Source organism: Corynebacterium sp. (assembly GCF_030532965.1).
GTDB lineage: Bacteria > Actinomycetota > Actinomycetes > Mycobacteriales > Mycobacteriaceae > Corynebacterium.
The window spans coordinates 15523-36971 of sequence record NZ_JAUNKC010000033.1 but is presented as its reverse complement, the minus strand read 5'-3'; the positions used below and the strand labels follow the sequence as shown (position 1 = coordinate 36971).

General features: G+C 54.8%; 23 protein-coding genes and 3 tRNA genes. 8 read left to right on the top strand and 18 right to left on the bottom strand.

Annotation, left to right across the window (positions count from 1 at the left end; genetic code table 11):
* Nucleotides 1–84: 84 nt before the first annotated feature.
* A tRNA-Gly gene (locus Q4D85_RS12590) sits at nt 85–156 on the bottom strand.
* Between the two features lie 293 nt (nt 157–449).
* Between Q4D85_RS12590 and Q4D85_RS12585 the strand changes: the two genes are divergently transcribed.
* Together Q4D85_RS12585 and Q4D85_RS12580 are read left to right on the top strand one after the other, a co-directional pair.
* On the top strand, nt 450–668 hold the full coding sequence (locus Q4D85_RS12585) for a hypothetical protein (RefSeq protein ID WP_303200893.1): 219 nt from the start codon (nt 450–452) through the stop codon (nt 666–668).
* 412 nt (nt 669–1080) lie between these two features.
* Entirely contained in the window at nt 1081–1932 is an 852-nt protein-coding gene (locus Q4D85_RS12580; protein WP_303200892.1) for a DUF1542 domain-containing protein, read from the top strand.
* 47 nt (nt 1933–1979) lie between these two features.
* On the opposite strand, the gene Q4D85_RS12575 is transcribed toward Q4D85_RS12580, so the two are convergent.
* Together Q4D85_RS12575 and Q4D85_RS12570 are read right to left on the bottom strand one after the other, a co-directional pair.
* Nucleotides 1980–2453, bottom strand: a complete 474-nt coding sequence (locus tag Q4D85_RS12575; RefSeq protein ID WP_303200891.1) for a ribose-5-phosphate isomerase — start codon at nt 2451–2453, stop codon at nt 1980–1982.
* A 50-nt stretch (nt 2454–2503) separates the two neighbouring features.
* Nucleotides 2504–3115, bottom strand: coding sequence for a DsbA family protein (locus Q4D85_RS12570; RefSeq protein WP_303200890.1), 612 nt, complete (start codon nt 3113–3115; stop codon nt 2504–2506).
* Between the two features lie 217 nt (nt 3116–3332).
* Between Q4D85_RS12570 and pepN the strand changes: the two genes are divergently transcribed.
* Nucleotides 3333–5960, top strand: a complete 2628-nt coding sequence (gene pepN, locus Q4D85_RS12565) for an aminopeptidase N (protein ID WP_303200888.1) — start codon at nt 3333–3335, stop codon at nt 5958–5960.
* On the opposite strand, the gene Q4D85_RS12560 is transcribed toward pepN, so the two are convergent.
* Entirely contained in the window at nt 5957–6631 is a 675-nt protein-coding gene (locus Q4D85_RS12560) for a cation diffusion facilitator family transporter (RefSeq protein WP_303200886.1), read from the bottom strand. The genes pepN and Q4D85_RS12560 overlap by 4 nt on opposite strands.
* A 41-nt stretch (nt 6632–6672) precedes the next feature.
* Nucleotides 6673–7824, bottom strand: coding sequence for a cystathionine gamma-synthase (locus tag Q4D85_RS12555; protein WP_303200885.1), 1152 nt, complete (start codon nt 7822–7824; stop codon nt 6673–6675).
* Between the two features lie 229 nt (nt 7825–8053).
* Between Q4D85_RS12555 and Q4D85_RS12550 the strand changes: the two genes are divergently transcribed.
* Complete coding sequence (locus Q4D85_RS12550; RefSeq protein WP_303200883.1) at nt 8054–8476, top strand: globin; 423 nt, start codon at nt 8054–8056, stop codon at nt 8474–8476.
* Here the strand turns inward: Q4D85_RS12550 and Q4D85_RS12545 are convergent.
* The 5 genes from Q4D85_RS12545 to Q4D85_RS12525 form a co-directional block, all read right to left on the bottom strand.
* Entirely contained in the window at nt 8473–9093 is a 621-nt protein-coding gene (locus Q4D85_RS12545) for a hypothetical protein (RefSeq protein ID WP_303200882.1), read from the bottom strand. The two genes, Q4D85_RS12550 and Q4D85_RS12545, sit on opposite strands and share 4 nt — an antisense overlap.
* Before the next feature lie 19 nt (nt 9094–9112).
* Nucleotides 9113–9532, bottom strand: coding sequence for an acyl-CoA thioesterase (locus Q4D85_RS12540; protein WP_303200881.1), 420 nt, complete (start codon nt 9530–9532; stop codon nt 9113–9115).
* A gap of 233 nt (nt 9533–9765) precedes the next feature.
* A complete protein-coding gene (gene ettA / locus Q4D85_RS12535) occupies nt 9766–11436 on the bottom strand; it encodes an energy-dependent translational throttle protein EttA (RefSeq protein WP_303200879.1) in 1671 nt (556 codons plus the stop codon).
* 132 nt (nt 11437–11568) lie between these two features.
* Complete coding sequence (locus tag Q4D85_RS12530) at nt 11569–12231, bottom strand: single-stranded DNA-binding protein (protein ID WP_303200877.1); 663 nt, start codon at nt 12229–12231, stop codon at nt 11569–11571.
* A gap of 346 nt (nt 12232–12577) precedes the next feature.
* Nucleotides 12578–14626, bottom strand: coding sequence for a cytochrome c oxidase assembly protein (locus tag Q4D85_RS12525; protein ID WP_303200876.1), 2049 nt, complete (start codon nt 14624–14626; stop codon nt 12578–12580).
* Nucleotides 14627–14858: 232 nt separating this feature from the next.
* Between Q4D85_RS12525 and Q4D85_RS12520 the strand changes: the two genes are divergently transcribed.
* Nucleotides 14859–14932, top strand: a tRNA-Arg gene (locus Q4D85_RS12520).
* Between the two features lie 98 nt (nt 14933–15030).
* Here Q4D85_RS12520 and Q4D85_RS12515 read toward each other — a convergent pair.
* The 5 genes from Q4D85_RS12515 to Q4D85_RS12495 are packed head-to-tail and all read right to left on the bottom strand — an operon-like array spanning nt 15031 to nt 17459.
* Nucleotides 15031–15402, bottom strand: a complete 372-nt coding sequence (locus Q4D85_RS12515; protein ID WP_303200874.1) for a hypothetical protein — start codon at nt 15400–15402, stop codon at nt 15031–15033.
* A 5-nt stretch (nt 15403–15407) separates the two neighbouring features.
* The gene (locus Q4D85_RS12510) at nt 15408–15623 is read right to left on the bottom strand and encodes a hypothetical protein (RefSeq protein WP_303200873.1); all 216 of its coding nucleotides are present in this window, start codon (nt 15621–15623) and stop codon (nt 15408–15410) included.
* Nucleotides 15616–15924, bottom strand: coding sequence for a hypothetical protein (locus tag Q4D85_RS12505; protein ID WP_303200871.1), 309 nt, complete (start codon nt 15922–15924; stop codon nt 15616–15618). Before Q4D85_RS12505 ends, Q4D85_RS12510 begins: the two co-directional genes overlap by 8 nt.
* 3 nt (nt 15925–15927) lie before the next feature.
* Complete coding sequence (locus tag Q4D85_RS12500; protein WP_303200870.1) at nt 15928–16266, bottom strand: hypothetical protein; 339 nt, start codon at nt 16264–16266, stop codon at nt 15928–15930.
* Nucleotides 16267–16307: 41 nt separating this feature from the next.
* On the bottom strand, nt 16308–17459 hold the full coding sequence (locus Q4D85_RS12495) for an ATP-binding protein (protein ID WP_303200868.1): 1152 nt from the start codon (nt 17457–17459) through the stop codon (nt 16308–16310).
* A 217-nt stretch (nt 17460–17676) separates the two neighbouring features.
* Here Q4D85_RS12495 and Q4D85_RS12490 point away from each other — a divergent pair, with 217 nt between their 5' ends.
* On the top strand, nt 17677–18225 hold the full coding sequence (locus Q4D85_RS12490; protein WP_303200866.1) for a hypothetical protein: 549 nt from the start codon (nt 17677–17679) through the stop codon (nt 18223–18225).
* Between the two features lie 97 nt (nt 18226–18322).
* Here Q4D85_RS12490 and Q4D85_RS12485 read toward each other — a convergent pair whose 3' ends face one another.
* Nucleotides 18323–19120: a hypothetical protein gene (locus tag Q4D85_RS12485; protein WP_303200865.1), complete on the bottom strand. Its 798-nt coding sequence runs from the start codon at nt 19118–19120 to the stop codon at nt 18323–18325.
* A 106-nt stretch (nt 19121–19226) separates the two neighbouring features.
* Entirely contained in the window at nt 19227–20027 is an 801-nt protein-coding gene (gene cmrA, locus Q4D85_RS12480; protein WP_303200864.1) for a mycolate reductase, read from the bottom strand.
* Nucleotides 20028–20180: 153 nt separating this feature from the next.
* Here cmrA and orn point away from each other — a divergent pair, with 153 nt between their 5' ends.
* Both orn and Q4D85_RS12470 read left to right on the top strand, forming a co-directional pair.
* Complete coding sequence (gene orn / locus Q4D85_RS12475) at nt 20181–20816, top strand: oligoribonuclease (protein ID WP_303200862.1); 636 nt, start codon at nt 20181–20183, stop codon at nt 20814–20816.
* A gap of 41 nt (nt 20817–20857) precedes the next feature.
* A tRNA-His gene (locus Q4D85_RS12470) sits at nt 20858–20930 on the top strand.
* Between the two features lie 101 nt (nt 20931–21031).
* Here Q4D85_RS12470 and Q4D85_RS12465 read toward each other — a convergent pair.
* Complete coding sequence (locus Q4D85_RS12465; RefSeq protein WP_303200860.1) at nt 21032–21382, bottom strand: DUF2200 domain-containing protein; 351 nt, start codon at nt 21380–21382, stop codon at nt 21032–21034.
* Between the last annotated feature and the right edge of the window lie 67 nt (nt 21383–21449).

The window sequence follows — 21449 nt, the reverse complement described above, 5'->3', positions numbered from 1 at the left end:
ACCGCTTTAGTCGTCCTACACCTAGGCCACAACAAATCCTGGTGAGAAAACCTCATTACAATTTCGGGAATTGAACTCCACTTGAGGGAACGACGGGAATCGAACCCGCGTCTTCAGCTTGGAAGGCTGAGGTATTAGCCACTATACGACGTTCCCACACGCATTTTGTGCGGTGCCCATACTGTAGCGAATCGGACCACGATTGAGCAAATCTCACGCACGCCCCCGCCGATTACCCCTATTTGAAGGTTACATTTCGAAAACTTTTATTTATTTTTTTGTTATAAAACGATCAATATTCACGCACTTCCATACGATTTCAAAAGTTATTTCAGACACCAACGTTGTTGATACTTTTACAATGAAATAAACTGCGATTACCTGGGCTTTAAGTTTATGCTGCAATATTTATTAGGAACTTTTTTGCTTTATGGGTTAATATTCAAAACATGAAGCCAACGATTATTGATGCCGACACTGGTCGCGAACTTTGGACAGCTATTGAATGTGCAACTTTCTCTGGCACCGCACGTGGTACCTTCACCAGCTACGCAGGGCGTGGCCGTGCACCAGTCCCAGTTGCAAAGCACCACGGTCTAACCCTGTGGGACTCCGACGAGATCCGCAAGTGGACCGCAGAGCGCAAAGCAGCCAAAGAGGCCGACTAGGATTTCGAGATAAGCCTGGAGCCGGAATAGCAAAGTCAACTGAATCCAACTGCCATTGGAAACAGTTTTATAAAAGCTCCACATTAACGTGAGAGTTCTGCTATATCCCATTTTCCACGCATTATCCGTAACTAACTGCGCCTTTCCCCAGTCGAATTACACCGCGGTCTAAACGTTTAATTCGTGCTTTAAGTCAGGCGCATATCCTCACAACCTTTCACTGCATGGCCCTCATGCATGTAAAACCCGGGGGCGACTGCCATCGCCGGGTTTTGTCACGCGAATAAGGCTCGCAGTGCCTGTCCATCCGTCCATCACAGTTCCCAGTTGCGATTCAATGCACTGGGAACTTTCGCTTTTTCGTGCTCGTTGTCTTAAAAAGCGTCATGAATTACTAAAGGAGGCCATCTACATGTGGGGCTTGTTACTGATCGCGCTGGTTATCGGCGGTGTTGTCCTTGTGCTCAACCGTTCAGGGAACAAGAAAGCGATTACATCGCACAATGTGCAGCTCGATGATGCGATCGCCGATGCGCAGCGGTGGATCGAACGATTAGGTTCGCAAGTATTGAGCATTTCCGGTTCAGACGCCGCTTCGACCCAAGCTATCGCAGACGCTTCGGAGCGTTATAACGCCGCCTCTTCCCAGATTTCTACGGCGCAGACAGTCCGCCAGGCGCAACTTGCCCGGGAATCTGCCTTAGAGGGCCTGTATTTCATGGATGCAGCCCGCGAAATCATGGGATTACCGGCAGGCCCGAAATTGCCACCTCTTGAAGGCCAAAAGGCCGCAGGTAAGGTGTCCGAACATCGCACCATCACCCATGAGGGGCACGAGATCATTGCTTCGCCAGTGGCCTCCGCACAAACCCCCAATTACTATCCGGGCGGAACGGTAGCGGGGCGCCCAGTACCCGCCGGGTGGTATTCGGAACCATGGTGGGCATCCGCACTGCGAACCGGCGTGTGGGCGGCCGGTAGTGCCGTGTTATTCTCCACGCTGTTCGGCGGAATGGCCGGTGTCGCAGCCGCCACCTCCTATGGGGGCGACGCCCCAGCTACTGATTTGTTTGCCGATGACTCGACCGCCGACGCGGTCGATTCGGGTGCCGATGTGGCCGATGGCGCTGGTGAATCAGGCGGACTTTTCGACGGCTTCTTCGATGGCGGTTTCCTCGGCGGCAATGATGGTGGCGGTTTCTTCGGGGGCGGCGATGGGGGTGGCTTCTTCGACGGCGGCGGTGGAGGCGGCTTCGACTTCTAATTAGCCCATTAAAAAATCCGGGTGCACTATCACTGCACCCGGATTTTCTATTGTTGCGGCACCTCTGGCGGGATGCCGGTCTTCTCAAATTCAGCGAGAATGTCGATGCGACGTTGATGCCGCTCGGCTTCGCTCCACGGCTGCTCCAAAAACGCGTCCACGATGGCGAGTGCTTCTTCTTCGGAATGCAAACGGCCACCGATGCCGATCAGCTGCGCGTTGTTGTGTTCCCGCGCCAGTTGTGCGGTTTCCACCGACCAGGCAAGAGCACAGCGGGCACCCTTGACTTTGTTGGCGGCGATCTGCTCGCCATTTCCGGATCCGCCGAGCACGATACCGAGGGAACCTGGATCGTTGACTACCCGGAATGCCGTCTCGATACAGAACGCTGGGTAATCGTCCTCCGCGTCGTAGACATGGGCGCCGCAGTCGATAACTTCGTGGCCGGTGTTCTCAAGATGGCGGGCAATCGCATTTTTTAGTTCGAAGCCCGCATGATCTGCTCCAAGATAAACTCGCATGCTTTCAAAGTGTAGCGGACGTCGCTTGAGTAGGGGTGATGGGACGTCGGTTACAGCTGAGGGCGCTCGGTGCGGCTGCGTTTGAGTTCAAAGAAATGCGGATAGGAAGCCAGCTGAACGCAGGCGTCGAAAAGCTCTGTCGCTTGGCTGCCGCGTGGCACCCGCGTGATAACCGGACCGAAGAATGCGACGTCGTGAAATTTAATCACCGGGGTGCCGACTTCATCCCCTACCTCCGCCATAGCTTGGCTATGGAAGTCGCGCAGCCGGTCATCATATTCGGTGGAATTAGCAACATCAGCGATAGCTGGGTCTAAACCAACCTGGGTCACAGCTTGCACAATCAACTCGTCGTAAGCGCCGAACCCTTGTTTCCCGCCTTCACCGCCATGATGAATGATCGTCCCTAGTTCGGTGTAGAGCGCATCTACCTTGTCTGGGTATTCGGTCGCGACCTTGGCGAATACCCGGGCAGGCCCCCAGTTAGCGGTCATTTTCGCCATGTAGCCGGGGTCCAAGTCCCGTCCTTCATTAAGCACCGAAAGGCTCATGGGGACCCACTGAACCGTGATGTCCCGGTGCTTCTGAACTTCTTTTATCCATCGGGAGGTTAACCAGCAATAGGGGCAGGAAACGTCGAACCAAAAAGTTACGTCAGCCATGGCTTTTATACCTTTCGTTGTTTTCCATTGCGGCGGCGTTAGCCGAAATGGAAGAGGGCGCGGTGCGGTTGCGTTGTACTCTGTTGAAGGAACGAAGTCCCAGAATCCTCGACCCCGCTTCAACAGTTATGTAGATCACACTCAATAGTGTCGTGCATCACTTTAACCAAATTGTTGACGATCCAACAATTTTCAGCAGAAAGGTACTACCCCCGCCGTGTCCTCCGTGAATCTGACCCAGGCAGAAGCCCAACAACGTGCCGCGCTTATCGACGCAATCGACTACCACGTCTCAATTGACGTCACCGCCAGTGACACCGCCTTCCCATCTATCACGACAGTCACCTTTGACCTGCGCGAACCCGGCAGCACTTTCATTGATCTCATTGCGAAGACCGTCGAATCCGTGGTACTCGATGGCACCGATATCACCGCCTCGGCAGTACCAACCACAACCGACTCGGCGGAATATGACCCAACCCACGGCATTGCCCTGAACAGCCTCACAGCCGGGCACCACGAGCTCACCATCAAGGCGACCTGCGAGTTTTCCCACAGCGGCCAGGGCCTCCACCGATTTGTCGACCCAGTGGATAACGAGGTTTATTTATATACCCAATTTGAAACGGCGGACGCTAAACGAGCATTTGCGTGCTTCGACCAACCAGATTTAAAAGCCACTTATTCGCTGTTTATAACGGCGCCCAAAAATTGGCAGGTAATTACCAATTCCGCGCAGCAGAAAACAATTAAAGGCGATAATGCAGTCTTTTCCTCCCGGATTGATTATCCACTGTCCACGTATCTCGTGGCGATCTGCGCCGGCAATTACGCCTCTGTCACCGATATCTGGCGCGGGAAACTGAGCCATACACCGCAAACACCAGCGGATTCCCCTACCGACCTGGAAATCCCTTTGGGGATTTATTGCCGCCAATCGCTTGCCAACCATTTGGATTCCGAGACCTTATTTACCGAAACGAAACAAGGTTTTGATTTCTATCACGCCAATTTCGGGATCGCTTATCCGTTTGGAAAATACGACCAATTATTCGTCCCCGAATTTAACGCCGGAGCGATGGAAAACGCGGGCGCGGTCACTTTCCGCGACGAATACGTTTTTACGTCCAAGAACACTCGCTATGTGTACGAGCGTCGCTGCGATACATTGCTGCACGAAATGGCGCACATGTGGTTCGGTGATTTGGTCACGATGCGCTGGTGGGATGACCTCTGGCTCAATGAATCGTTTGCGACCTGGGGTGCGGCGATCTCCCAGGCAGAAGCCACCGAATACACCAACGCGTGGGTGACTTTTGCCAATGTGGAAAAGGCCTGGGCCTACCGGCAAGATCAATTGCCGTCCACCCATCCGATTTCCACGGACGCCTCCGACATCGAAACCGTGGAGCAGAACTTCGACGGTATTACTTACGCTAAAGGCGCTTCGGTGCTCAAACAGCTCCAAGCTTATGTAGGCCGGGACGCGTTTTTCGCCGGAGTGCGCCAGCATTTCGCCGACCATGCCTTCGGCAACGCCACCTTCGATGACCTCTTAGCGGCGCTGGCGGTGGCCTCGGGCCGCGATCTTTCCCATTGGGCTAATCAGTGGCTCAAAACCACCGGCATCAATGAGCTTTCCGCAACCAGCGGGGTGACCGACGGCGTGTATTCTTCCTTCGACATCCGGCAGGGGCCGGCCACCCCGGGTGCTGGGGAACTGCGTACTCACCGCATCGCTGTGGGGCTATATTCGCTTGTCGACGACCAGGTGGTCCGCACCCACCGCCATGAAGTAGACATAACCGCGGCGGCTACCCCCATACCGGAGTTCATTGGCCTCCCGGAAGCCGACCTGGTGCTCGTCAACGATGACGATCTCACGTACTGCCTGATGCGCTTGGACGAAAAGTCCTTGGAATTCGTGCTGCACAATATCGAAAAGATCGCCGACCCCATGGCTCGCACGTTGTGCTGGTCAGCTGCCTGGCAAGCCACCCGGGCTGGCCAGTTACGTGCCCGCGATTTCATTGCCTTGGTTGTCCGGGGTGCCGGAACCGAATCGGAAATAAGTGTGCTTAATACGATTCTTCGACAGGCGCAGACGGCGCTGTCGGACTTTGCCGATCCCGAGTGGGCACGACAGACAGGCACCGCGCTTCTGGTAGGCGCTTTTGTTACTGCCGCCACCGCCGCCGCCCCGGGTTCCGATCACCAATTGGCATTCATCCAGGCGCTGAGCACGATGGAGGTCACCGCTGAGTCTGTGGATCTGTTGTCGGCGATCCTTGCTGGTGACAGCCCACTTGCGGGCTTAACTATCGATAACCAATTGCGGTGGGATGCCCTAACGGCATTGGCTGCAGCTGGCGAAGCTGGGGACGTCGAAAAGCATATAACGACGCTCAGCGCGATCGATCCCAGCGCCACCGGGCGGGCCTGCGCGCTGCGCACCCGGGCTGCGGTTAATACCGCCGAAAACAAAGCAACAGTGTTTAGCGAACTCACCGAACAAGCAGCGGAGTTAAGCAATATCGCCATTCGGTATAAACTCGCCGGATTGACGTTCGCGGGGGCCGGAGCGAATTTGCAGCAGTTCAATGAACAATACTTTGAGCGTGTGCTACCGATCTGGGAATCGTTACCCACCGAGACCGCATCAACCCTGATCGAATCGCTCTACCCCACCTGGGATGTGTCGGCGGCGGGGATCAGCCGAGCAGACGAGTTCGTCGCCCAATCACTGCCAGCGGCCGTAGCGCGACTTATCACCGAAGGCAAAGCCAAGGTTGAGCGGTCCCGCGCCAATCAGCTTGTCGACGCCGCCCCGGCCGCCTCGTCCTAGCCGCACCCGCAGGGGCGCGCGTCGTCGTTCAGCTCTGTGTGTGGGTCCAGCACCCGGCCGGTGCTGAGCGCACAGGCGTCCCCTTCCCACGCTTCTTTGCCTTCCCGGATAGCAAAACCGGCGATCACCAAGGCCGCAACCGGGTCGGCCCACCACCAGCCCGCGATGGCGTGCAAGGCCAGCCCCACCAATAACGCCACCGATAACCAGGCGCAGACTAACGTTTGCTTCGAATCCGCCACCGCCGTCGCGGAACCAAGTTCCACCCCGGCGCGCCGTTCCGCGTCGCTCACTAGTGGCATGATTACCACGCTGACGGCTGCGATGACTATGCCGAAGAGGCTTACTTCGGGTGGCTGGTGCCAGATCAGCGTGAAGGCGGAGTCGGCGATAACGTAGGCCGCTAAACCAAAAAACGAAAACGCGATGAATTGTAACGTCAGCGGCTCGTATTTTTTCGGGTCGGTGCGGCTGAATTGCCAGGCGACCGCCAGCGCCGAAGCCACCTCAATTAGGGAGTCAATTCCGAACCCGATCAACGCCCCAGATGACGCGAACTTGCCAGCCCAAATGGAGATGATGGCTTCCGCAATGTTGTAGGTGATGGTGAACATCACGATAAGCTTGATTCGCCTCGTTAGCGCCGCGGCGCGTTTAGGGGTGGGAGTCACGACAGACCTTATTGGAGTTAATAACTGGGGGCAGTCGTATCTTAAAGCTGGGCTAAAGCTTGGTCAATATCGGTTAACAGATCCGCGATGTCTTCGATACCGATCGAGATGCGCACCAGATCACGTGGTACTTCCAACAAGGAGCCGGTGACCGACTGGTGCGTCATAGTCGCCGGGTGTTCGAGGAGCGACTCCACACCGCCGAGCGATTCTGCTAGGCACATCAGCTTCGTGGACAGGCAGAACTTGCGGGCCGCGTCTTCCGAGTGGAAGCGCACGGAAATCATCGCCCCGAAGCGGCGCATTTGCCGCTTGGCGACGTCGTGGTTCGGATGCTCTGCCAATCCTGGATACAGCACGCTTGCCACTTTGTCGCTGGCTTTAAGGTGCTGCGCTACCGCCTCCGCGTTATCGCAGTGCCGATCCATCCGAACCGCCAGGGTTTTGATGCCGCGTGCGGTTAAGTAGGCGTCGAAAACCGACGGGATTGCGCCGGCGCCGCCTTGTAGAAACTGCAGCGCTTCGTCCATCTCGGCGGAATTAGTCACCACGACGCCACCGACGACATCGGAGTGTCCGCCTAAGTATTTGGTGGTGGAATGCAGCACGTGATCGGCACCAAGGGCCAAGGGGTTTTGCAAATAGGGCGAGGCAAAGGTGTTATCAACAACCAGCTGCGCCTGGGAACCGGCGATGGCGTCGGCGACGGCGGCGATATCCGTGATCGCAAGCCCCGGGTTTGAGGGAGTTTCGAGCCACACGAGTTTCGTGGTGGGGCGTAGCGCGTCCGCCACCTGGCTGGGGTCAGTCGTGTCGACGACGCTAAAGTCCACTCCCCACTCGACGTACACGGACTGAATCAACCGGTAAGTGCCACCGTAGGCGTCATGGCCGAAAATCAAGTGGTCGCCGGGCTTGAGGATACACCGCAGCAACACGTCGGTGGCCGCCATGCCGGAGGAAAACGCCCGACCGAAGGTGGCACCTTCCAACGCCGCCACTGTTTTTTCCAAAGCGGTGATCGTGGGATTACCGCATCGGGTGTATTCGAAGCCGCCGCGTAATTCGTTCAGCCCGTCTTGGGCGAAAGTTGTTGAGGCATAGATCGGGGTATTGATGGCACCATATAACGAATCCGGCTCGTATCCGGCGTGAATGCTCGCGGTGGAAAAACCCTGCGGCGTAGTTGACATGGTGGCAGTCCCCTTAAAACAATCAAAATGTGGCCTATATCTCTTTGGCGATAGTAGAGCACACAGCCGCCTGATGGTTAACTCCCGCCGAATGAACCGGAACAATTCCCACCGCAACCAACGACGCTACCTGGGCAAATGGTCACCTGCGAGCGTCGAAAAGCATGAATAAAATAGCATTGATAACACCAAGACACCGAGGCCTTAAAAACGACGTAAAGTAAACACCATGCGTTTACCTGATCCCTCCCCCAACGCCGATCACACCCAACAATCCGTCTTTGATTCAGTCGGCGGCGAAGAAACTTTCCGACTAGTCGTGCACCGGTTTTATCAGCAGGTCCGAGACGACGACTTGATCGGCCCAATGTACCCCGTGGACGATTGGGAAGGTGCCGAAGATCGGCTGCGGTGGTTCCTCATGCAGTATTGGGGCGGCCCGCAAACATTCAGCGAAAACCGGGGGCATCCACGCCTGCGTATGCGGCACGCGCCGTTTGCGATCGGCGAAAAGGAAGCCGAGCGGTGGCTCGAAATGATGGATAACGCCATCGACAGCGTCGATGAGCAAACGCTAAGCCCCACCCATCGGGCTGCCATGCGGGAACACATGCAGCGCGTCGCCTATATGCTCATCAATAAACCGGATTAACGAATAACCAACAAATTAATCCGCTCACATAGATACACCGACCCAAACGGCGCATCGACGCGCAGCCAGCGACCCGCCTTGGACACCCGCAATTGCCGGGGAATTGCAGCCGGTGCGGCATCGGATGGAATGAAGCCCAAGGCATTTAACGCGAACACCATTCGCATGGGAATTTCCGCCGTTACGTCCTCGTTCGACACGGTCAGCACTGTCTGGTTGAGCAGACTCTGGGGCGGACCCACGGCGGAGGAAAACTGACGAGCTAAATCTTTTCCACTCTGGTTGAGCCGAAACGCCACATCGGTTGGAACAACGTCCACCAATTGGAACCCTGAGAGCGGCGGCAACTCCCCCGCGTCCCACATCGCATCCACAGCCGGTGCGCTGAACTGTTCCGCGGCGAATGTTGCTGCCTTGACCACCGCGCCATCCCGGCTGATGGTTCCGGGCGCCCGACGGGAGGCCAGCACCCCAAAAGGCGTGCTGACAAAAACCTCAACGTCAGTTTCTCGCTGCTTTAACCGGGCCAGCGCCGATTCGTCTATAGCCGCCGCCCGAAGCAGCAGGGCGCTAATCCCCTGGTCGGGCGGGGTGAGTGTGATGAGTTCGTCTGGCATGGGTTTGTGAAAGCCGTTTCTAGGCGGTGGTCAGTACTTTCATCTCAAAATCGGTGATCTGGCGGGGACGGGTGGTAATCACATCCACCGCGACCTGAACCACTTCCACCACGCAACACAGATTGCCGTCGGCGTCCTTAATCTCCTGCCTGGTGGTAAAGGACGTATTGCCGATTTCGATGACCTGAGTTTCGATGGTCACCTCGGTGGTATTGGACAAGATCGGGCGCAGGTAATCGGCCTCGATTTTACGGACGAACACAGCCGGGATTTCCAACCCGCGCTTATTGAATTCGCGCTGGGCAAAAGCCATGCGGGCTTCTTGCGCCAATTCGACGTATGCAGCGTTGGTGATGTGATTAAAACGATCGAAATCACCCCAACGTACCGGAATCTGCTCGGTATGAATATTGCCGTTGACGTTGGTTGCTTCGCTCATAATGGGTGTTCGTTCTCTTTTCCGTAACCTTCAGCTGAATCTGTAAATCGCTGGTGTAGGTCACCTACACCAGCCAGCACGATCAATGTTGCCACATACCATACCGCCCGACACAATAGTTTGTTACAAAAGTCGATGGGTTTATTCCGAAACCGAGCAAAACTCCTGATGAAAGCAGAAAACGTGGCGGTTCCCCATGAAGGAAAACCACCACGTTCTAACGCTTATGGCGGTTAGCGGGTCAGCTTGCGGTGCGTGACACGAGATGGGCGTGCGGCTTCAACACCGAGACGTTCCACCTTGTTCTTTTCATAGTCCTCGAAGTTGCCTTCGAACCAGAACCACTTGCCTTCCTCAATATTGCCTTCCCACGCAAGAATGTGGGTACAGGTACGGTCGAGGAACCACCGGTCGTGGGAAATGACCACGGCACAGCCCGGGAATTTCTGCAGTGCATTTTCCAGCGACGACAGGGTTTCCACGTCAAGGTCGTTGGTGGGCTCGTCGAGCAGGATCAGGTTGCCGCCCTGCTTCAGGGTCAGTGCCAGGTTCAGGCGGTTGCGTTCACCACCGGAAAGCACCTTGGATGGCTTTTGCTGATCCGCACCCTTGAAGCCGAATGCGGACAAGTACGCACGCGACGGCATTTCGTTCTGGCCGACCACGATGTAGTCGAGGCCATCAGAAACAACTTCCCACACGGTCTTTTCCGGATCGATGTTCTCACGACCCTGGTCCACATACGACAGCTGAACCGTCTGGCCGATCTTAACCTCACCGGCATCTGGTTGCTCAAGACCAACAATGGTCTTAAACAGCGTGGACTTACCCACACCGTTCGGACCGATGACGCCGACAATGCCGTTACGCGGCAGGGTGAAGGACAGATCCTTAATCAGAACCCGGCCGTCGAAGCCCTTTTCTAGGTTGGAAACCTCCACAACCTGTGCGCCGAGGCGTGGTGGGGTTGGGATTTGGATTTCTTCAAAGTCGAGCTTCTTATACTGCTCGGCTTCGGCAACCATTTCCTCATAGCGGGCAAGACGCGCCTTGGACTTCGCCTGGCGCGCCTTAGTGCCGGAGCGCACCCACTCCAGCTCGTCCTTCAGGCGCTTCTGCAGCTTCTTGTCTTTCTGGCCAGCTACTTCCAGACGCTCCGCTTTCTTCTCCAGGTAGGTGGAGTAGTTTCCCTCGTATGGGTACAGCTTGCCGCGATCCACTTCGCAGATCCAGCCGGCCACATGGTCCAAGAAGTACCGGTCGTGGGTAACAGCCAAAACGGCACCTGGGTACTTGGCTAGGTGCTGCTCCAACCACAGGACGGACTCGGCGTCCAGGTGGTTGGTGGGCTCGTCAAGAAGCAGGAGATCAGGCTGAGAGAGCAACAACTTTGCCAACGCAACCCGGCGGCGTTCACCACCGGAGAGGTGGGTGACGGGCTCGTCGGACGGCGGGCAGCGCAACGCTTCCATAGCCTGCTCGATCTTGGAGTCGACCTCCCACGCATCGGCTGCATCGAGTTCTTCCTGCAGCTTGCCCATTTCTTCCATGAGCTCATCGGTGTAGTTGGTGGCCATTTCCTCGGCGATGGCATCGAAGCGCTTCTTCTTTTCAAAGATGTCGCCCAAGCCCTCTTCGACGTTTTCCCGAACGGTTTTTTCCTCGTTTAATGGTGGCTCCTGGAGCAAAATTCCCACAGTTGCACCTGGGTCGAGGAACGCCTCACCGTTGGAAGGTTGATCGAGTCCGGCCATGATCTTCAAGATCGACGATTTACCAGCACCGTTCGGGCCAACCACACCAATTTTGGCGCCTGGGTAAAAGGCCATGGTTACGTTGTCAAGAATGACCTTGTCGCCGATGGCTTTGCGCACGTTTTTCATCGTGTAGATGAATTCACCCACGTTGAATTTCCCCTTAAATAGTTAGGACAGTTTGGTTGTTAAGGGTACATCATCTTGGCCTTAACAGCACCACTGGCAAAGCAGAGTAGATGCAACGTCACAGCCGTACCCGGAAACCGCAAAGCACCGCCGTTAGGCAACCAAGTGCGTGGACGCAGTCTCAGCGGTTACTCCCGCCGAACGCATGCCCGGCGCGGCACCTGTTGGTTCGCGGCTCTCGGTCTTCGCATTACCCATCGGCGCCATATCGTCGGCACCGAAATCCGCGGCAACGGGCATTTCCGGCAGGTGGCTCACATCCTTACACGCCTGATCCGTTGGTGCTTCGGGTTGTGGGGGTTCGGGTAGTGGCGGGTATTTACTAAAGTCCGCTCCCCCAGTTTCCACCTGCGGCATGGGGTTGCGGCGGAATTGCAGAACGTAATTACGCATTTCAAAACCGACATATGTAGCTCGCAGGATAGTTTTGGACATGGTGTTTCCGGTGCCTGCGTCTTGCCATTCTTGGGTGGTGAGATAGCCCACGCAGATCACAGGCTTGCCCTTTTTGACGGACGCATTCACGTTTTCCGCCAGATTGCCCCAGCATTCCACATCGATATACAGCTGGTCGCGGTCGATGTAGTTGGCGTCCTCGTTCGGCGGAATGGTCGCGGCATCATCTTGTGACGTGGGCATGCGGCGAACCCGGCGCGACGCGGCCAGCCGGAATCGGGTGAGGATGGTTCCGCTGGCGAAGACTTTAAGGCTGGGGTCCTGGGTCAGGTGCCCGATAAGGGTGATTGCTTGTTGCATGAGTGGCCTCCTAAAAACACAGTGATGGGTACAAGCACAAGAAAAACACAACCGATTTCAACCCAATTAGCAGGTCACGGCAGTTTTCTTTCCCATAATCACTATGTATCAGGCACGGAAACCGCCACAATACTTTTTAACTATGGCTGCTAAATCTGTGGAATTCGTCCTGGCACTTTATAGTTATCCACATTGATTCGACTCAAAACCCAGAATTTTTGCATAGTTTGCATAAATTATCGCTTATCGACGTACCACCCACAGCTTTTCCATCACCAAAGCGCTTTACTAAGACTGTCGTGGTGCAGCATTACCACACCACCTTTGTCAGCAACCGTGTGCTTGATTAATCTTGCTTAAACGCCTGATCGTGGTAGGTGGAGATATAACCTGATTCGCCTCGGTTCATCGCCGCCAGCATTTCGTTGTAGGCGTCTAGGTCGTCTTCCCCGGTTTCTTCGGCCCGTTCGTCGTATTCTTTCGCTTCCTTGCGGTCGTCTTTGAGCCATTGCAGGAACAACGTGCCGAATACCACGGTCAGCGGGAACGAACCGGAAGCCCAGGCAATGCCTCCACCGACGTTCTGGTCGTGCATAAGGTCAACGCCCCACGGCAGGAGCAAGGACTGGTAGAAATCTTCGGCCAAGATTTCCGAAAGCTGCATCAGGTAGACGCCGAAATACAAGTGGAACGGCATGGAGAACACCAACCACGCCAGTCGGCTGACAACCGTATTGTCCCGGGGTTTTGGATCTGAGCCAATCATATCCCAGTAGTAGATGTAGCCGGACAACAAAAATACCCAGTTCATAATCAGGTGCCCTGCATGTTCGGAAACCATCAGGTCGTACCACGGGGTGATATACAGCAGATAGAAGATGGTGATGAACTGGATGGTGTTCACCGCCGGGTGCATGATCACCCGGAGGGTGGTGGAGCCCAAGAACGCCTGCACCCATTCATGCAGCCCTGGCTGCTGCGGATTCGGCCCGGTGACAGTCAAGATCAGCCGAAGTGGGGCACCAAGCACGAGGAATACCGGAATCACCATCGATAATGTCATGTGCGCCACCATGTGCATCGAGAACATGGCTGGCATGTACAGGCCGATTCCGGAGCTCATGGCCAGACCTAACGTGACGGTGCCTAAAACCCACCAGAAGGTACGGTGCCACGGCCAGGCAACGGCGCGCTTGCGCAATTGATACAGCCCATAGCAATAGCTGCCGAGCAAAACAATCGCCAGCGTGGTGAACATAATATCGAAGCGCCACACCGTCCACACTGACCACACGGTCGGTTTGACTGTGAGGTCGTAGCCCATTTCCAATGCCATTGGGGAAAGGTCGAAAACCCGCGGTGGTGGCGGTGGGGTGCGGCCCAAGGAGATCGCCACACCCACGGTCGCAGCCATGATGACTAATTCCGCGATGCTTACCCGGATAAACGCCCGCTGGTCGCCGGTGGCTAACCTCGGCATGGTGCTATTTCGGTGCCACAAACCAAACAACGCAAGCAACAGGGTTAATACAACTTTAGCGACGATCACTGTGCCGTAACCGGAGGTCAGCAAATCGGTGAAGCGCACCCGGATCGCGGCGTTAATCACCCCAGATAGGGTCATGGCGATGACCGCGACGAGGGCGATCGTCGAAAAGCGGCGAACCGCAACCGCCATTCCCGGCCCAAGCCGACGGCCGTGCGCAACCAGCCCAAACAGGCCGCCCACCCACAGCATCATGAACAGTAAATGCCACAGCAGCGAGTTCGTTCCGTAGTCGTGATCGCCGCCGGAGGCCGAGTGCCCCTCCAAGCCCAGCGGCGCGACGATAGCGATGGCACCAAGAAGCCACACCGGCTGCCACATCCAGGTTTTCGCCAGAATCAATGCGCCGATGCCGACCACCAGTGCAATCGCCGCGGAACCCAACCACGCCTGCGATTCCGCCACTTGGGACAGCGCGATCGACCAATTGCTGGGCTTGACCGCTTCGGAAAACGGCTGGCCGGAGACGTCGGAAAGCACCAGCGGCACCATGAGCACTGAAATCATGGCAAAACACAGCGCCGCGATAGCCCCAGTACGGCTCGCAATCACACCGTCGACGCTTAACGACGCCTTCCGTAGGTCGCCTGGTTGCGGCGTGATGAAAAACGCCGCGCTGAGAAACGACCCCACCGACAAGGCGGCACACAGCCACGCCACCGCCCGGAAAAACGGTAACCCTGCGGTCGTTATCGGCCCGGGATCGGGAATACCCAGCGCCGCCAGTGACTCCCCCAAGAAACCCCACGCGATCACTGCACCCACGAGCCCAGCCACAACCATCGCCGCGATATACAGCGGCCACGATGATCGAACCGAAGCGGATTGGGGCGTTTTCACATCAACCATGCAGTCAACACTAATACCCTCACCGTTTTAAATGACATTCCGCGCCTTCAGCACACCGCACGCACGCGTTAAGTACATTCACGCGATCACCACAACCGGTGCACTCAACCGTCCACATCGCACCTAAAGAGACATCGCCTTTATGCTGATACCACAAAAACAAAGTTCTACTTATCACTGGTAAGCGCATATATTGCTACCGTAAGCCAAGTGCGCTAACCTTTTAATGCTTGCCTCCATAGCTCAGTGGATTAGAGCTGCCGGCTTCTACCCGGTAGGTCGCGGGTTCGAATCCTGCTGGGGGCACACGCCAAAAACCCCACTTCACCTGCGAAAATGCTTTTGGAGTGGGGTTTTCAATTCCATTTTTCGATATTGCCACGACACTTAATTTCCTCACACCGCTACCGCACCACGAAAACCAAACCATAATCGGTTTCGTTCAGGTCACCGGCAAAGCAATCCAGATGGAAGTGGGTTCCGGATTCGTCATGCGGCTCGAAGTATTCCACGAGATTGTCCCCCATTACGTGAAATGCGTGCTTATTGCCGCCGATAACCAGGGTTATTGCATTCTCAATTTCCACGGTTAGCCGGTCGGTGTCGTCGACAAGCGGAACGAGCCGAAGTGCGGTGATACGCCGCGGCGAATTTGCGACAGCAGCAACAGGTACCACTACTTCTTCCGTCGCGCTGTGGAAGATTCGCCCCAGTTCGTGCAGCTCAGATACCGTTCCGACGATACTTACTTGAGTGTCACCATACACTTCCAGCATGGCGACTATCCTTTTAGTATTTCCAGGTCACCTGGCTCAAACATGACGAGGCGTTCAACGCCATCGAGTTTCACGGCGTAGCCATAAACTTTCTCGTTTTCGCTACTTATTCCGCAAATTTTTCCACTATCACCGCAATAATTTCCGTTTTTTGTTATTCGCACTATTGCCCCAAAAAACTGGGCAAAGTCAGTCGGTGAAGTTGGAAAATTTTCACTCATCGAAATAACCTTCCCACCGCAAATAAAAGAAGTGTTCACCTGGCGGTAATTGCAGCGAAAGTCGTTTCGTGTCGCAGATAATTTCTAAATTCTCCGTTTCAAACTGCGGAAAATCACACAAGACTTCGGTCATCGCGACGCTGATCGCCTCTTTTTCCTCCCAAGCAAGCGGCGACTCCACTATTACTTTCAGCCGCAAAACATTCGGATCATCGCTAAAAATTATGGCGCGGATTTTAGTGCATATCTCCCCAAGAAACGCCTGCAATAACGATAGTTTTAATTCAGATACAAAACGCATATCTTAGCTTATTTGCGGGGCTTCGAAATAGACATCTTCGTACCCTTCGTGGTCAATGACGAACCTAAAGCCGTATTCCAGCCCCAGATACGGCATGACCTCCGGCAGGGTTTCAGCAATATGCTCAACACACATCACGTCGAAGAAATCATCTTCCCCGGTGTTTGCACCGCAGAATAAAAACCACGTTATCTCGTTAGGATCGTCAGTCATCGGAAATTCCCGCAGACCATAGGTTGGTATTTGCCCAAGAGTTTTCAGAGCAATCGCAATGCGTGTTCCAGGCTTCGGGCAGTCAAAGGCAGAGCCGTATTTCTTGCAGATTTCCGGAGCTTTATCCATGCGCTTAGGCTACCACCGCGCAGCCACGTGTTCGTGGCGTTTTAGGAGAAATTTTTAAAAGGATAATTGCTTTGCGACGATTCCAGGTACTCCTTGAAGTAGGGCAGTCGAAACGATAATTTCCCCCAGGCAGTCGCCGCAATGACCTCTTTTATCAACAATCTGGCGCGCACGTCGGAAAGCGAAGTCACTTGTTTGCCGAGCCGCTGCGCGATGGCCGATAGTTCCGCTTGACTGCTGTCATCCATCACGGCAGCCATTGCTTCGACAAACTGGGTTTCGGAACGTGTGAGGTACTTCAATTCTGGTTGGTGCACCTGGGTGCCCAATGAATTGATCGCGATGTGGCTAATCGCATCAACGTCTAATGCATCAATGTGATCTTTCCCGGCGCGTTTTGCCTGACCCCAGGCCAAGGAGCCGGTTAATTGCACCAGATAGGGGTGCCCTTTGGCAAAGGCGGCTGCGGCTTCTGCTGCTGGTTGACTAAACGCAATCCCGGATTTTTCGGCAGTGGTGATTAGCGTATCGACCGATTCTTGGTGCGATAACGGCTGTAATTCCACACGCACACCACGTCGAATAAACGTAGTGCCGGGGTGGTGTAACAGGCTGTCTACGCCATGGCTTAGCCCAGCCACAACGAGACTGATATCGACACCATCGCGAATTAGGTCTTGATATGCGGTCGCAATTATCGCCATTTCTTCGGGGTCTATGTGTTGCACTTCGTCAATCGAAATGACAATGCCGGTGCCGTGCGGCGCTAACAGGTCGCTCAGTGCCCGTAATCTACTGTTGAGTGTCGGTTGCGGGTGTTGCGTCTGGGTTTGCTCAGTGGTGATTCCGCCCAATCCGGCAATAGTGGCTCCGGTAATTCTACGGCTAGCTGGTGGGTCAATCTGGTGGATTTTGTTCGCAATGGTGGAGTTCACCAGGGTTTCCACTGGGTTCCGGTCAGTGGTGTGTACGCGTATCGGAATCCAACCGGCTTGGGACGCTATTTCTTCAAGTTCTGTCACCAAGGCGGTTTTCCCGATACCACGTAAGCCGCTGATAACTAAGGTGCGGCCCTGGTCACCGGGGAAGGAATCTAACGCTGCCATATACGAATCCAGTATGGCCTGGCGACCAGCCCATACTTGCGGCACGATTCCAAAGGCGGGGCGAAATGGATTTTTAGCTACAGTCATAGTTATCACTGTACCTATACCTCGACCGATAAATCCGATAAATTCTACATCGACCGATAAATTCGATAATTTATGGCTCTCGTGCAGCGCTTCGGCGAGGGCAGCTCAAGGCACAATCTGACGGTGATGGGCATCCTTATTCGCTATGCTCGAAACCTGATTAATCGCCATTGACATAGCAGATTGTGGATCTCATTCCCCAACGAAAGGAGATCACATGGCGGATCGTGACACTGTTGCATTGCATGAAAACATAAAAGGCCTGCTCAGCCAGGACTGCTTTCTCTGCGACATTTTCTCCACTGGCGGCACGGTGTTATCCGGTTTTTTAACGTGGGATTTTTCCAAACCACAATTTGCCAGTTACGAAGAATTTCTTTCCGCAGTGGCCGCATATAACCAAGAACGAGGCGCCCCATCAGGTTTTGATCCGGACGTCCTCACCCGCCCACTCGGTGAAGCATCTGAATACGATATCTATTACAGCACGAGGGTACGCGGCAACGATGATGTCTTAGCACCGGAAAAATGCCTTTCTGGTGCCGATTTCCGGGAAGAAGATTGCGAGAAAGGGTGGTACCCAGTCGATGTGGTGGCCACCTTCGATACACATGGCGGCCAGCATGTTGCTGCTGGTGAAGTGTTGTGGCACACCCACCTCATGCTGGCGAATAAGAACACCGGTGATGGAAAATTTTTCGTCGATATGGTTGACACTGGGACGGCAGAATCCCGGCTAGGTTTCTACATTCTCATGGGTTGTTAATGCTTCCCGTCCCCTGCCATTAACCCAAGCTATAAGGCGGAGGAGCCTTCCCCGTGCTCCTCCGCCTTAAAGCTTAGCCTTATGCGCGGGAGTTTTCTTAAGTACGTGCCGCTAAGTCGTAGGTGTTTATCCACGTTAGTGCTTTATTGTATGCCCCCGATTGGATAAGTTGCAGCAATTCCGGGTTTTCTTCCACTAATTTTTGCACATGTGATAAGAAATCCGGCGTTGCGATTCCGCGCTTGTACCAGGCAGGATCGGCCGCAGCGAGATAGTCGCAGTCCATCCCATCAGCCGACACGCCGCCGTTTAGGAACCGATCGCTGAAGTCAACGTTGCTGTTCAACCAGTCTTTCCGAGCCAATTCATGGAACACCACCGCCAACCCAGCATGTGGCTGCAATTTATTGAGCATCTCAGCGAGTTGTTCAAAGCTGTAGTCGGCAGACCAATGCCCGCACACATAACCGGACTCAACGTCAATGGTGTCCGCCGTGCGGTCCAAAGTTTGGATTACCTCGCTGGTTTCCGAGGAGATGGTGGTCAATTGGCTGCGCATGTACCAGCCTGGCTTCAAGTGTTTGATGCCGCGAAGATAAAGATGGGCGTCGGGACCGACAGATGCTTTCAGTAGATCCCCTGGTACCAGCGGATAGTGGGTGGCAATACTGCAGACTTCATATACACCGCCGTGATCGGTGGTGGCCACCGGTTTGCAGAGGACTGCCGCTGGTGGTTGCGGGCACAGTTGGTCGGTTCGCGGCCGAATGTGGACGCTGACGAAACACGTTGATTCCGGTGTGGCGCTGGTGGTTTCAGCGCTTGGGTCGTAGCTGTTGCGCGGCGCGACATCAACGGGATCAACAATTGGGCGTGCAGTGACGGTCACTGTCATGGTGGGGCTCCTGGATGAACTCAAGATACGGATTTATGGTCGTATATATTCTTGGACTCACCCAGGACCCCGTTTGGTTCCATGAGTTAGCGAAAAACTTTAAAATTTATCCCATCTTGCGATAAAACCACCCCATGACGGGTGAGAGAACCGCCGTCGGGGCAACCGAGGAGACCGCATTCATGGCTTTCGACAGCGGGCCGGGAACGACGCGTCGTTTGTTCTTCGCCATCGCGTCAAGAGTTTCTTTTGAGCAAGATTCGTAGGTTGTCCATAAGAAATCCGGGACAACCTTATCGACGATACTTTTCTCCGATTCCGGAATTTCCGCTTCCCTGACCGGCCCCGGCGCGAGCAGCGTGCAGCTAACACCGGTCCCCTTCAATTCGTAATGCAGCGCCTCGGTAAACGCATTAACCCCGGCTTTGGTCAGCACATAGGTGGCGTTATTGGGGATGGGCATGTTTCCCGCCGCCGAGCCCACGTTGCAGATAGCGCCGCTTTTACGCTCAATCATGCCGGGTAGCACCGCATGTGTGAGTTCAAAAACGGCAGTGGCATTCAGCGCGAATTGCTTGGTTTCGTAATTGAAGTCCTGCTCAATGAACGGGCCGAAGCTGGCGATTCCGGCAGAATTGACGATGATATTGATCTCCCGATCCTTGATATCGGCAATCAGCCGATCCAATTGCGGTTTTTCGGCCAGGTCGCAGGGATACACCTCGGCGATGATGGAGTGTTTGCGCTCTAAGTCGTCGGCAAGCTCACGCAGCACATCTTCGCGTCGGGCAACCAGAATGAGGTTATGCCCCATCGCCGCGAGATCGCGGGCCATAGCCATTCCAATTCCTTGGCTGGCGCCGGTTACGAGCGCCCGGGCCGACATTGATGGTGCGGGAAGTGCCATTGGTTATTCCTTATGTCCAGATTGGGGGTGAATTTGCTTCCTCCACCCTACCCGGTTTGTCGCCGTGAAAACATCACCCTGACCTGAAGAATTGTTACCTACGGTGAGGTGCGGTGGGAACGTCGATAAGCAAGTGGCTTAAAGTAGTAAGTTATGAACGACAGTACCCCAGCTAAAAACGATCGCCTGGTGTGGGTTGACTTGGAGATGACCGGTCTCGACATTCACCAGCACACCATCGTGGAGATCGCCGCACTCGTCACGGATGCAGATTTGAATATTCTCGGCGAGGGGGTGGATCTGGTCATTAACGCCACCGATGAACAATTGGCGAAGATGGATGATTTCGTCACCGAGATGCACCGCAGTTCGGGGCTCACTAATGAAATCAGGGCATCGACGATCAGCTTGGCAGAGGCGGAGGACGCAGTTTTGGCGTTGATCGAGCAGCACTGCGACCCAGAGCACCCAGCACCGTTGGCGGGAAATTCCATCGCCACGGATCGTTCGTTTATTCGGGAGCAAATGCCTCGATTAGATGCGGCGCTGCACTACCGGATGGTTGACGTTTCCAGCATTAAAGAATTGGCGCGGCGTTGGGCGCCGCGGGTGTATTTCAACCAGCCGGATAAGGGAATGTCGCATCGGGCATTATCCGATATTGTTGAGTCCATCCAGGAATTGGAATACTACCGGCGTAGCTTATTCATATCCGACCCCAGCGCCGAAGAATGCGAGGCCGCCAAAGCCGAGGCGACCGCCCGCTACCAGCAGTTTTTGCAATCTTAGGTTCGTGGGTTATTATTGTTCTCGCTGCGTAAACAGCGATGGTGGCTGTAGTTCAGCTGGTAGAGCACCAGGTTGTGATCCTGGGTGTCGCGGGTTCGAGCCCCGTCAGCCACCCCTAACAAAATAACCCGATTCATGCAGGTGAATCGGGTTATTTGCATATATAACCAACCTTGATGTCGCGTCACCACACACAGTTGTGGTGTTGCGAGGATTTAGGGTTTCCGCAAGATTTTCGCCATGTCTTTGCCCTTGGCTAGTTCGTCGATAAGTTTATCCAGGTACCGAATAAGCCGCATGAGGGGATCAACCACCTCTTGGACTTTCACTCCACACACGCTTCCGGTTATCAGTTCCCGATTCGGGTTAAGCGCAGGTGCCGCCTCAAAGAAACCCCGAAAATCCGTTTTCGCATCGAGATGATGCCGAAGGTCGGCCTCCGAATAACCAGTCAGCCAACAAATAATCTCGTCAACCTCGGATTTAGTGCGCCCCTTCTTTTCAGCTTTGGCGACATAGTGGGGATAAACATCCGCGACTGCAGTGTGGAAAATACGGTGAGACATGGACTCAATACTAGAGGGCGTCGTAAAGCTTTTGTTGCACACATTGCTTTACGACGCCCTCACGTTG